8 protein-coding genes are annotated in these 13,077 nt (G+C 58.5%); 5 read left to right on the forward strand and 3 right to left on the reverse strand.

Annotated features, from left to right (window positions below):
• The first annotated feature begins 600 nt into the window (after positions 1-600).
• Complete coding sequence (locus CRI94_RS12315) at positions 601-2,634, forward strand: sensor histidine kinase (protein WP_179862283.1); 2,034 nt, start codon at positions 601-603, stop codon at positions 2,632-2,634.
• Positions 2,635-2,702: 68 nt separating this feature from the next.
• Here CRI94_RS12315 and CRI94_RS12320 read toward each other — a convergent pair whose 3' ends face one another.
• Positions 2,703-3,575: an alpha/beta fold hydrolase gene (locus CRI94_RS12320; RefSeq protein ID WP_245846180.1), complete on the reverse strand. Its 873-nt coding sequence runs from the start codon at positions 3,573-3,575 to the stop codon at positions 2,703-2,705.
• A gap of 506 nt (positions 3,576-4,081) precedes the next feature.
• Between CRI94_RS12320 and CRI94_RS12325 the strand changes: the two genes are divergently transcribed.
• Complete coding sequence (locus tag CRI94_RS12325; protein ID WP_098076160.1) at positions 4,082-4,924, forward strand: hypothetical protein; 843 nt, start codon at positions 4,082-4,084, stop codon at positions 4,922-4,924.
• Positions 4,925-5,025: 101 nt separating this feature from the next.
• Here CRI94_RS12325 and pckA read toward each other — a convergent pair whose 3' ends face one another.
• Positions 5,026-6,639, reverse strand: coding sequence for a phosphoenolpyruvate carboxykinase (ATP) (pckA, locus tag CRI94_RS12330; RefSeq protein ID WP_098076162.1), 1,614 nt, complete (start codon positions 6,637-6,639; stop codon positions 5,026-5,028).
• A gap of 430 nt (positions 6,640-7,069) precedes the next feature.
• On the opposite strand from pckA, the gene CRI94_RS12335 reads away from it, so the two are divergent.
• Positions 7,070-7,810, forward strand: coding sequence for a UbiA prenyltransferase family protein (locus tag CRI94_RS12335; RefSeq protein WP_098076164.1), 741 nt, complete (start codon positions 7,070-7,072; stop codon positions 7,808-7,810).
• Positions 7,811-7,840: 30 nt separating this feature from the next.
• Here the strand turns inward: CRI94_RS12335 and CRI94_RS12340 are convergent, their stop codons facing one another.
• Positions 7,841-9,760 carry a tetratricopeptide repeat protein gene (locus tag CRI94_RS12340; RefSeq protein WP_179862284.1) on the reverse strand — a complete coding sequence of 640 codons (1,920 nt, stop codon included), beginning with the start codon at positions 9,758-9,760 and terminating at the stop codon, positions 7,841-7,843.
• 367 nt (positions 9,761-10,127) lie between these two features.
• Between CRI94_RS12340 and CRI94_RS12345 the strand changes: the two genes are divergently transcribed.
• Together CRI94_RS12345 and CRI94_RS12350 are read left to right on the forward strand one after the other, a co-directional pair.
• Positions 10,128-11,357, forward strand: coding sequence for a 1-deoxy-D-xylulose-5-phosphate reductoisomerase (locus tag CRI94_RS12345; protein ID WP_098076168.1), 1,230 nt, complete (start codon positions 10,128-10,130; stop codon positions 11,355-11,357).
• A gap of 184 nt (positions 11,358-11,541) precedes the next feature.
• Positions 11,542-12,966 carry a site-2 protease family protein gene (locus CRI94_RS12350; protein ID WP_098076170.1) on the forward strand — a complete coding sequence of 475 codons (1,425 nt, stop codon included), beginning with the start codon at positions 11,542-11,544 and terminating at the stop codon, positions 12,964-12,966.
• The last annotated feature ends 111 nt before the right edge of the window (positions 12,967-13,077 follow it).

The raw sequence follows: 13,077 nt of genomic DNA on the forward strand, positions 1-13,077 counted from the left end.
ACGTTGTTTATGCAAATTCGGGGGCCAATGATACGTTCGCTACGAGGCAGAAGACAGGGTGCAAGAGATCAACCGAGCCGTGTATTGCGAGCAGAGCGAAGATCGAGCAGCGGAAGATCTGTACCGTTGGATTACCGAAGACGGTCCGCCAATCAGATTCTGACTATTCTAATGGCGATCAGAATAGGGTATGGACAAAATATGCACAGGATGTAACGGTTTGTGCGTGTCGTACTTCTACGTGTTGGAATGTAAGCAAAGCGGTCGCAGGATGAAGCCACTCGAACGAGCACATTCTCGTGGTCCCCGGCGGACGTATTTGTGGAGGTGGTGAAATTTGTGACACCGGCGATCCTGTCGTTGCGGGTGAATGTCAGCCTCTGTAATATTTTACACTGTTTTCTGTATTACGCCGGTGTAGTACAACTCCTTTCGTCCCAGCCGGGAGATCGCAGATTACTCAGCCCTTTTTGAAGTCGAATCAACATGGCGCCGTCGTCTGCTTTGCAAACGAAGGCCTGTATACCGCCTCAGGGCGATCCCACAACCGGGTGTCCGAACGTTCATTCTGGGGGACAGGTTCGATCTGGATTCTCTCTGATGCAGGTCATCGCTCTACTCGTTTTCCTGGCGTGTAGCAGTCATTCGCTACAGGCTGCCGTACCCAACCGCGTCGAAGCAACGGGCCCCGGGGGTACGTCTGAAGCATCCAGCTCTGCAGACTCCCTCGAGGTCGAGCTGCCGGGAGAGGTACGGGTCGACGCCGATGCCGATGGACGTCCGGATCGCATCGGTGAGACTGTTCGAGTAGGAGGTCGCGTCGGCGCCTCACGGGGCGTGGTTGGAAGTAACGTGACAGTGATCCAGTCCGCCAGACACGGGATTACACTGGTTACAGCTGGGGGACCTGCGGCTGTTAGGGGGGATAGTATCGTGGCGACGGGAGTCGTGGAGCAGGAGTACGGACGGACGCAGGTCCGCGTATCATCGTATTCTGTGTTGCCCGTTCCTCCTCGCGTTCCGACGCCGGTACAGTTAGATGTCGGACAAGCTCTCGGAGAGCGGTACGAGAGTGTCGTTGCAACAATCTACGGTCAAGTCAAACGAAAGGACCGTAACAACGGCGGACACTATCTTGTGCTGGAGTCCGCAAAGGGTGGCGATGAAATTGCTGTTTTCGTGCCCATGAGTCGTGTCGATCGGGTCCCACTCAGTGCCATCGCAGAGGGCGATGACGTAACTGTGAGCGGTGTGCTTCAGCAGCACGATTACACGAGTCCCTACACCTCGTACTACGAGCTCATTCCCCGAACCTCTGCGGATGTCGTGCGGACGGCTATACCGCGCCGATACTATCGAAATGCCCTTCTCCTCGGCGGCTTGCTTATCATTCTGTCCGTTGGCGCCGTCGTCCTACTACGGGTTCAAGTCCGACGTCGGACGAATGAACTTGCGGAAAGCCGCGCCCGCTTTCAGCGCCTTGCTGAGGCGACCTTCGAGGGAATCGTCATTCATGCGGAAGGGAAAATCATTGATGTCAACCAGGCCATATCTCATATGACGGGATATGAGCGTCAGGAAATTCTCGGTCGAAATGCGATGGAGTTCGTTTCGGAGTCGACTCGGCCGATTGCAGCCACTCAGATTGCCCGAGATGGAGAAGACCCGTACGAGTGTGTTCTCGTTCGAAAGGATGGATCGACGTTTCCTGCTGACATACAGGCGAAGACGGTCGTAGAGGGAGATAGGAAACTTCGGATTGTAGCGGTCCGGGATGCGACAGAGCGTAAGAGGCATGAGACCGAGCTCCTTCTGGCGAAACAGGAAGCGGAACAGGTTGCACGATTGAAATCGAGCCTACTCAACAACATGAGCCATGAACTACGTACACCAATCACGAGCATCATTGGTTATGCGGAGTTGATCATGGACGAGCCAGCGGAAACGCATGATCTCTTCGCGCAGCGCATCCGGGAGAGCGGTCGGCGTCTCTCGGAAACGCTCCGGTCCGTTCTGGACATGGCTCAGATTGAAGCTGGCACCGTCGATCTTCACATCGCTGACGTCGATACTGGAAGAGTCGCAGCGGAGGTCGTGTCGGCACACGAACCCATGGCCTCGAATGAAGGGGTCGCCTTGTATCTGAACACAGACGACGCGCCCGAACTCTCGACCGACCGCGTGCTTTGCTATCGCATTCTGACCAATCTGGTGCACAACGCCCTCAAGTTCACGAACGAAGGGCACGTACGCATCACGGCCGAAAAGTCGAATCCGGGGGTGCGGTTCATCGTCGAGGATACTGGTATCGGAATCGGCAGCACGTTCATTCCGCACCTGTTCGAACCGTTTAAGCAGGAGTCCGACGGGCGGACACGCACGCACGAGGGTACGGGTCTCGGGCTTGCGATCACAAAGCGGATGGTTGATCTGCTCGGTGGACACATTAATGTTGAGTCCGACGGGGAACGAGGCACGCGCTTTACTGTCGATTTGCCCCCATCCTTTGCGTATACCAACGGTCAGTCCTCGGTTTTACGTGATGAAATGGAGGACGATACAACGCGGAGTGCTGTGCCGGACGGAGATCGCGTGCCGTCAATAGCAAAGAAGGAGACGGGATTGCGCGATTAATTTTCGCAGTCGCGGGGTGCGTCCGGCATGCGGAGTAGTTGTTCATTTCGTTGTCAGTCTATGCTGCACTACCGTTCTTCGTGCAGCACCATGTCGCTGAGTCTCGGTCCGAGGTCTTCCGCTACGTAGTGCGACGCGTCGGTCTCGTGGACACGAGCGTGCGGTAAGAGGCGGGTCCAACGTTCCAGATAGCGCGTCGAGCCAAACGCGGGGTCACGTCGTCCCCAGACGATGATAGCGTCTATGTCTCTCAGGCGGCTCCGATTAGTCCACAGCGATCGCAGCCAGTCGGTCTCGGCCAGAAGGGCCCGTGGAAACTCCCATGACGGCATCCGTCGTTCCGGTGTGTCGAGCGGAGAGGTGTACGCGCGAAGCACGTCTTTCGAAAGGGGGCGAGTCGTTCCGAGCCGAAGCCCGAGTTCCGCAAAGACATTGAATCGGCGGATCAGGACGCGTCCGATGGGTCCACCGACGAATCGAGAGAAGGAGCCGACCCATGGATCCTTGTCATGTGGCCAGAGCCACGAATTTGTGATCACGAGGCGTGCAATCCGCTCTGGATGCCGGAGAGCGTAAGAGAGGCCGATTGGTCCGCCCCAATCATGAACGACCATAGTGAGGGGCTCAAGCTCGAGGTGTTGGAGAAAGGCTTCGATGCGTGCAGCCTGGGCGGGCGGGCGATAGGAGGCGCCTGTGGGTTTGTCCGAGCGGCCGAAGCCGAGATAGTCCGGCGCGATGCACCGATGGGTGTTCGATAGATCGCGCAACAGGTGCCGGTACATGAAGGCCCACGTCGGATTTCCATGCAGGCACACGATCGGTGGCCCGTGTCCGATGTCTGTGTAGGCCATCCGTCCGGCCTCCGTTTGGAAATAGCTCGTTGGATATGGGAATGCACTGTTCATGTCAACAGAGCCGTACGTTGATGTAGCGGTTCGCATCTTGGTCATCAGCCATGCAGAAACTCGATGTCGACATATGCTATCGTCTGACGCGGATCACATTGAGCGACTCCGCAGGTAGTCCACCAATCAGTCCAGTAAATAACAAACCAATAAAACCACTAAATTAGGTCATTAGGTTGGCAGCGATACACCAATTATTGGTTGCGTGGAATTGATTCGTTCGGATTGAAGAAGCGTCACGTGCAGCTCTGACTTTTCCAAAGCCCACAGAAGGAAACGGGCAGGCAAAATATACGGAATGTCGCCATCGACTTCTTCGCCAGAATACTGGTTTGGTTTACCTCGTGACAAAGGGAGGTGCTAGAAAAATCAAACATCAACTCCACATGATCCGCCCATACCGTCGTTGTGTGCGGGTCGATGCATCGTCAACGTCAGTTGACTGTGTGAAGCAGGTCCGGAACTGAAGATCGGAGCGAGGATGGGCCGATTATTGCGTCTACACGATCTCCCTCCCCCTTCGTACGGCAAACGTGAGTGTCATGCAGAACGTCAGCTCGTTTTATGTCGCGTGTCTTCTTGGTCTGTGTTGCTTCTGCAACGTCGACGTATCGGCGGCTCAGCCCGCGCTTCCCCCCGGCGTGCTGCCTGCGGGCGTGACGTTTCCGCATCAGGTCCGTTCGAACCCGCCGACGGCGATCGAGTCTGATTCTGCCCTTACGATCGCGTCGGTCATGGAAGTGGACGCGCCGGACCAGGAGGTAGGCACCACAGTTTTGCGGCCTGAAACGCCGGACAGCGCACGTGTCTTCGAGCCCGTTCCGCCCGTCTGGGTCGACCAGCCTACGATGAAGGGTGTTCGCGCATACGAGGCGCTGTTTGATGCGCGTAAGCCAAACGCCGCGTCCGACGAGGAAACCGCATCTGGTAGTGCCCCGGAGGTGACGGCGGAGGCCTGTCCGGCGATCGACACCCATGATCTCGATGCACCGGAGTCATACGACCGTGATGCCACGTTGCTACCACCGGGTCAGGTAGCATACTTTTTCTCCAAGCAGGACTCCCTGGTTCGTTGCGCGGTCTACCGGTGGGATGAGATCAGCCAGCTCACGGGTCCGGAATTTATTCGGCTCATGCAGAAAGGTGGGATTGATGCTGATGCCGTGCTTGCCACGTACGACGTCATGTTTGAGGAAGTGGTTCGTTCGGTGAAGCGTCGTCTCGGAGATCCCAACCTCCTCGATCCGACGCCGACGCAGTCGAAGGAGGGAAGTCACTCGTACCTCCGCCGCGCGCGGTGGCAGACGAACGATGTTATGATTGACTTACGACTGGCTATTAGTCGCGTGGGTGGGCATCTGACCGTCGTTCAGTACTGGAACTGACCCGTTGCCATTCGGAGCAGACATAGCAGGAAAATAGAGAAGAGCTGCCGGGTCCGGGATCCGGCAGCTCTTCTCGTTTTCAATCGTCCGTGTTTGTGTCGCTATCGTTGAACCGAAGCCGAGGCCCGGGTCGGGCCAGCATCGACAACAGCGGACTCCACGTGGTTCACGTACTTCTCGAAGTTGTCGACGAACATGTCGGCCAGTTTGCGTGCCTGCTGGTCGTAGGCTGTCGGATCGGCCCACGTTTCCCGCGGCGTCAACACCTCTGTTGGAACGCCCGGTACGCTGCCCGGAATCGCGAGTCCGAAAACAGGGTCTTCGGTCGTCGGGACGTCGTCGAGGTCGCCGAGGAGGATGGCGTCTACCATCGCGCGGGTAAACTTTAAGTTGATGCGGTCACCGGTTCCATACGGGCCACCAGTAAGACCGGTGTTCACGAGCCACACATTGGCGCCGTGCTCTTCCACGCGATCACCGAGCATTTCCGCGTACACGGACGGATGGCGGACCATGAACGGTTCACCGAAACAGGTGCTGAACGTGGCCTTTGGCTCGCTGACGCCACGCTCGGTGCCGGCCACTTTGGCCGTGTAGCCGGAGAGGAAGTGGTACTGAGCCTGCTCCGGCGTAAGCCGAGAAACGGGCGGAAGAACGCCGAACGCATCGTAGGTGAGGAAGATCACGTTGTCCGGGTGGCCACCGGTGCCGCTTTCCGAGGCGTTCGGAATGAAGTGGAGAGGATACGACCCACGAGTATTGCGCGTAATGCTGTCATCACTGAAATCCGGCTCTCGCGTTTTCTCGTCAACGATGACGTTCTCGAGAATCGTCCCGAATTCCTTTGTCGTGCCGTAGATTTCCGGCTCCCCGGACGGGGAGAGATCGATCATCTTGGCGTAACAGCCGCCTTCGAAATTGAAGACGCCGTCGGCGCTCCATCCGTGTTCGTCATCGCCGATCAGCGTCCGGCTTGCGTCTGCGGAAAGCGTCGTTTTGCCAGTGCCGCTGAGGCCAAAGAAGACCGCGGTGTCGCCATCCGGTCCCTCGTTTGCCGAGCAGTGCATCGGCAGCACGTCGCGCTCAGGCAGCATGTAGTTGAGCATTGAAAAGATCGACTTCTTGATCTCTCCACCATAATGCGTGCCGCCGATAAGCACGAGTTCCTGCTGGTCATCAACCAGAATCGCGGCCTCGGAGTTGGTCTTATCTCGCTCCGGGTTGGCCTTGAACGTGCAAAGATCGAGCACGGTGAATCCCGGTTCGAAGTCTGCGCGATCATCGTGCTCTCCCCGCACAAACATGTTATACGCGAAGAGGCTGTGCCAGGCTTTCTCCGTAATGATCCGCACCGGCATCCGGTAGGATGGGTCCCATCCCGCGTAGAGATCTTGCACAAAGAGGTCGCGCGAACCGGCATGCTCGATCATCCGCGCCTTGAGCTGATCGAACGTACCCCGGTCCGTGGGACGATTGACGTCACCCCAGTTGATGGTGTCGGCGTTGTTCTCGTCACGCACAAGAAAACGGTCGTCCGGGCTTCGTCCGGTGTACGGATCCGTCCTGACGAGCAGCGGACCGCCATTCGCGAGTGCGCTCTCGCCCCGGTCGAGCGATAGTTCGTAGAGCACAGGTGGTTTTAGATTGTAGTGCACCGTGTCTGGGGACAGGCCCAGGCGATCGAGGTGCGCAGTGACGTGCTGCGGAACGGTCATGATGAATCGCGAACTCGTGGGAGGAGCAATACACCTGCGGCACGATGCACGCAGGGAGCGACTGAAAGCGCTTCCATGTTCACGTCGCCAATATATGGGTCGGGTAGCCGGGAATACTATGAACAATGTGTTTGGGATTGAGACAGACTGGACGAACATCTGTTGCGACGCGGTGGTCGGTCGAACCTGTTGAGCGTCACAACCCGTATTACAATCGCTGATCCAACGCCATACGCCGTCCCTGACCGCTTTCGTGACGCCCATTTCTCCACAACCGGGACCGGGATCTAACACCATACCTTTCCCGGGAGACAAGCGAGAGCGCTGCCGACCGATTTGGCGTGCTGTTCTCCACGATCCGCTTCCGATCGGGGCGGTTGCCGTCGGTGTCATCTTGGGTACATACGCTATACTCGGTCTGCCCGTATCCGTGCCGCTTCTCGTCGCCGCGTTTTCGGGAACGTCTCTCGTCTACTGGGCGGACCGCGTGTTGGAGTTTTCTCCAGAGGATACGTTCGCCCATCCGGATCGCGTGCGGTGGGTACGATCGCATGAGACTTGGCTTCGGATGGAAGCCGTCGGCCTCGTCGGGGCGGGGCTCGCGACCCTTCCATGGCTCCGGGTCGAAACGCTCCTCGGGGCCGCTGTTTGTGCCGGGCTCGGGATTGTGCACGTCGCGCCCGTTTTACCGGGGGGGCGACGTCTCAAGTCGCTGCCCTGGGGAAAGCAAACTTCGATTGCAGCGACCTGGGCAACCGGCGGCGTAATTCTACCATGGCTTCAGGCAGGAGGGAGCAGCGTACCACTGCACGTCGTTGCGGTGCTCGTCCTTGCACGGGCAGTTCTCGTCTGGGCCAATGTCGCTGTCGCCGACTGGACCGATCGGTGCGGTGATCAGGCCGTCGGTCTTGGCTCCGAGTCTTGTCGTTCGGGGCAGGAGGTGAAGCGTGTGGCGATTGGTGCCGCACTGTTTGGTGGCGCGCTCATCGTGGCGCTGGGCGCTACTGGACTCGCGTCCCTCTCTCTCGCACTCGTTGATGCAGTCGGCGCCGGGGGACTTGCTCTTGCCATCGCTCGGACGCGACCGCGCGCCGCGAAATCCCATGTACTGGTGCTCGACCTCTTGATCGCGTGGCCCGCCGTTGCGTATGGCGTGAGTCTGCTGCCGTGAGGTGAACCGCAAAGGTGGTGCGTCTGCAGTCTAGCTGTCACGTTCGGTAAACAGAACGCGGAGGCGAGACCGAGCGTCGGCAGCGAGGATGGACCCGCCGTGGTTCTCCAGGAGCCGATTGTAGGCTTTGACGGCCGCCTTCACGTCGCCAAGCTCCTCATATGCGGCGCCCGCGGCGAAGAGAGCTTCGTCAGCGTACGGACTGCGAGGGTGAATCAGCGGAAGTTCGGCAAAGGCTGCAGCGGCGTCCGCCGTATGCCCCTGGTCCCGCAGGAGCTGTGCTCGTTTCATTCGGGCATCGTCGGCCAGGGAGTGCCGTCCGTACGTTTCGAGGAGCGAGTCGAGCCGGGCTGTCGCTGCGGGTACGCTTCGCTGCCTTGCCAGAAGCTCGGCCTCTGCAAAAAGCTTCAGCGGAGTGTGCGTCGAGTCAGGACCACGGTTGGAGCGGATGAGCACGCCGAGCTTGATGGCGTCGTTTGCCACGTCCGCGGAGGTGTTCTCGTTTGTCGCATCGAGTTGAGTCTCAGCAGCGTCGAAGTTGCCGCGATAGAAGTCGATCTGGGCGAGTTCGAATCGGGCGCGGTTGGCAAGGTCTCCTGTGCGAACCTGTTCGACGATCCGGGAAAACGTGAGGCGAGCGTCGTTGAGATTATCGCGCTGAAGCTCCAGGCGACCGAGGTCGTAGCGCGCCTCCTGGGCGGTCTCGCTACCAGGCACGCGGTCAATTACCTCATTTAGTCGTGTTTCTGCGGCATCGTCATTCCGAAATACGTCCTGTTCGAGGCGCGCGAGTCGAAGCATAACCGACGGTACATCGGAGTGCCCGGGATAGGTCTCCAGAAACATTTCGTATGCCTCACGGGCGGCCTTGTAGAGTGGAGCCTCGACACGTTCTCCCGAGGCATTCACTGCGCGCTCATCGGCGTCGCGGGCTTGTTTCCGGTACATGTCTCCAAGTCCGAGCTGGGCGGCGGGGGCGACGGCGGCGTCGGGATGACGCTCCAGGATTTCTTCATATGCATCCGTTGCGACGGCCACGGCGCCCGCATCTGCTGCCTTCTGGGCAAAAGGAAAGAGAGTCGCGCCGTTTTCCTTCTCGAGCCGATCGATGGCGCGATACACGTCGAAGGCGGCGCGAAAGTCACCGTTCTCGATGTGAAGCCAGGCCAAGAGTTCGCGATAGGCGCGGTTGAGCGGCGCATCTTGGACCGCTTGCTGTAGCGCCTCGATACTCGCGTCCAGACCTTCCCCCTGTTCCACGAACGGCTCGAGGCGGCTTCGTACGAAATCGAGCCGCGCGGCGTCCTGCTCCAGGATCGCGATGTACTCCTGCATCGCCTCTGCGTGATTACCGACCAGACTGTGGAGGTAGGCAATCTGGATTGAAAACGCATTCGGCTCGTTAAGCGCATCCCGTCCCTGACTCAGGATATCGATGGCCCGGTCGAACCGGCGAATGTCCGTCAGCGCCTGATAGACAATTCGGTAGGTGCTCGAGCGCTCCGGCGCCAGCGATACGGCGGTGTCCCATGTATCGTATGCCTCGTCCTCGCGACCGGCGAGATACTGTAGTCGTGCCTTCTCCGACATCAGCATCGGAGTATTGTAGTTCTCCAGGCGCTTCGTGACAAGGCGGATGGCGTCGTCATACTGCTTAACGTTTTCGTAGGCCTCCTTCAACTTCATATAAAAGGCGGCATTGTCCGACGCGGAGGCGTACAGGTCCTCGAGAATTGGAATCGCGCGATCGTATTGCCCCGCTCGCATGAATTGGTCGGCGAGCTGGAAGCGTTGCATGTTTTCAGCATCGCTACTTTGCGCGTTCACCGCATTCGGTCCCAGCCCCGCGATCACAAGCGCGATAAGGAGTCCGGCAGTGACCGTGGAGAAACGCACTGTACGCTGAATGCCCGGCCGTAAAGCCGTGAAGAATGGGAAGAATGCTGTCACGCGTCGGGCCATTCGTTTACACGGGATCGTCCTCGTTGTATCCTCACAGGAGGAGAGTGCAGCATCCGTGTCGCCTGATCGAAGGCATCCTCGAAGCGGCGATCGGGCACGGCGCCCTGTGAGATAATCTGGAAGGCGTACGAAGAGGCCGGCATGCGCGTTTCCTCTATTTCTCAGATACGATGCGGCCGTTTCGTCATGTTTGTTCGGTAGATCATCTCGCTCCACGGAATCGATTTGGTCTTTTTCAAAGCAGCGAACGGTCGACCAGCGTGCGGCGTCATATTTCAAAATTGACGAGCCTCCGTCGTTCAGCGTCGCTGCCCGACCGTACGACCTCCGTTACTAGTAATCTCTTGCCTCGCTCATGATCGATCCCGACAAGGTCTCTCGTCTCACTGCATCGGATGCCGGTTCGGAGGCGTCCTCATCTTCCGATCCGCAGCGCGTCACCGTCCTTGGTTCCACGGGGTCGATTGGACGGCAGACGCTGGAGGTGCTTCGCCTTTTCCCCGAGCGCTTTACTGTAAGTGCGTTGACCTGCGGGTCAAATGTAGATCTCCTGGTCCAGCAGGCGCGAGAGTTTCAGCCATCCTGCGTCGCCGTCGGCAATCCTGCGTATGTCGAATCGTGTCGCGAGCAGTTGGCTGGAACGGGAATACGTGTACTAGCCGGTCCCGAGGGCGTTTGCGAGGGGGCGTCGCAGCCGGCAGATGTCGTCATGGCAGCCATCCTCGGGTTTGCCGGGCTTGAACCCGTGCTGGCTGCAATTGAAACCGGTGCGAGAATTGCGCTTGCGAACAAAGAGACCATGGTCGTTGCCGGTGACCTGGTCAATCGTGCGCTGGACGCCAGCGGAAGCACGATGATACCGGTGGACAGCGAACACTCCGCGATATTTCAATGCCTTGCTGGCGAGACGTTCGGCTCCGTCGAAGAGGTGATTTTGACAGCGAGTGGCGGCCCGTTTCGACAGCGGCCCAAACACTCCTTCGATCAGATTACAAAGGAGGAAGCGCTCGACCACCCGAACTGGGATATGGGCGCTAAAATAACGATCGACTCTGCCACGTTAATGAACAAGGGGCTCGAGGTGATCGAGGCCCGATGGCTCTTCGATCTGTCTCCGGAGGAGATTCGGGTGCTGGTGCATCCACAGTCGATCGTCCATTCGATGGTAGCATTTTCCGACGGATCGATTAAAGCTGAGCTTGGCGTCCCAGACATGAAGGTGCCGATTCAGTACGCGCTCACGTATCCTGATCGCTGGCCTGCGCCATATGAACGGCTGGATTGGACTGCCACCGCTTCGCTGGATTTCGAAATGCCGGACACCGATCGCTTTCCGTGTCTTCGGCTCGCCTATGATGCATTGCGCCAAGGAGGCACGGCTCCGGCCGTCCTGAATGCCGCAAACGAGGTTGCTGTCGAACTCTTTCTGAATGAACAGATCCCGTTCACTCTCATTCCTGAACTGATCGAGGAAGCGATGCAGAATGTCGCGGGTCCTGGGGTCGACTCGCTGGATGCGTTGAAGGAGGTTGACGCAGAGGCCCGGCGAGTAACAAAGGAACTCACACAACCGACCGCAGATTGAACCGCACCGCACTTACGCGACTCTAGCTGTCTGAACCGACGATCTGGATTCGGTGGCAGCGAGTCCACGTTTTGACTGTTGTGCTCCCGAGCGGGAGTTCGACGTGTAACTTGTCTTCCGGCAGCGCCGTATTCGTGTCGAAACGGTCTGCACCTGTTTGTCTCACCTCTGTAGTAGCATTTGCATGGAAACCATTCTCGGCTTCGTAACCTCGGCGCTCTGGGTCATTCTGGGGATCGGTCTGCTCGTATTTATCCACGAGCTCGGCCACTTCCTCGCCGCCAAGTATTTTGGCATGCGCGTCGAACAATTCTCGATCGGCTTTCCGCCTAAGATTTTTAGTAAGACGGTCGGTGAGACCGAGTACGTTGTGGGGGCAACCCCGCTTGGTGGGTATGTGCGTGTATCCGGAATGCTCGATGAATCGTTGGATACCGATGCAATCCACCAGGAGCCTGAGCCGCACGACTACCGCGCAAAGCCCGTGTGGCAGAGAATGATTTTCATCACGGCGGGTGTCATCTTCAACGCCATCCTCGCTGTGCTCATCTTTGCAGGCATTAGCTTCAGCGAGGGCGACGTATACATTCCGATGGACGGGGTGGAGCACGTGTACGTCGTGCCGGGCGGGGTTGCCGATGACATGGGCATGAAGACCGGCGACCGCGTACTGTCGATGAACGGGCAGCCGGTCGAGCGTTTCGGCACGCTCATGAACCTCAACTCCGTTGTCGAGAAGGATACGCTTCGGCTCACCGTTCAGCGTGACGGAAAGACCGTTCCGCTTGCGATCTCGCGGGACTCGATCATCCGGAAGGTGACACGCTTGAACAATTCGGATCGTCCTGAGCTCCGCGGCCGGGCGATCGGAATCGGCATCGATCCGCCCACAGTGTCGCAGGTGTCGGAGGGGTATCCGGCTGATTCCGTCGGAATGGCTGCGGGAGATCGGATCGTACGAGTAAATCAAGACACGGTGCGGTACTTCGAGGAGCTGATTTACCGCGTCAATACGGCACCGAGCGACACGATGCAGATCCAATGGCTGAGAGCCGACTCGGTAGAAGCGGTGCCGGCGAATGCGAAGTCGGTGCAGCGCCTCGGCGATGGGACCGTATACGAGGCGACACTTGCGACGCAGAATCGGGAAGGGCAGCGCGTAATAGGTGTTGCTGGCCCGATTTCGGGTGCGTACGAGGTAAAGCGTGAGCCGTATTCGCTGGCCGGTGCGGTTGTGGCGGGCGCCAACCAGACGTGGGATTTCACGCGCACGACCGTGCTCAGCCTGAAGCGTGTGATCACGGGACAAGACGATCCGCGTGACAGTCTCGGTGGACCGGTAAAAATCGTCGAGATTACCAGTTCTGCCGCAGCTGCCGGCCCGAGCCAGTTCTGGCGCATCGTAGCGATTCTCTCGATCACGCTCGCCATCATGAACATCCTTCCGATCCCGGCGCTGGATGGTGGTCACCTGATCTTCCTGCTGTATGAGATCGTCACGCGCCGTGAGCCGTCAACGCGCTTCCGCCTGATGGCCCAGCAGATCGGCATGATTCTGCTCCTGGCGTTCATCACGTTCCTGATTTTCAACGACCTGATGCGTCTGTAGGGCAGAGCGGAGGCAACGTCCACTGTGGTTTTTTTCGTCCACCCGCTTCGTTTGGGGTAGAAATGTTGCAAGTTACACACAGTTGATCGAACCTCCACGTGGCAGCGTTGA

Origin of the sequence: Longibacter salinarum (assembly GCF_002554795.1) — a bacterium.
Lineage (GTDB): Bacteria > Bacteroidota > Rhodothermia > Rhodothermales > Salinibacteraceae > Longibacter > Longibacter salinarum.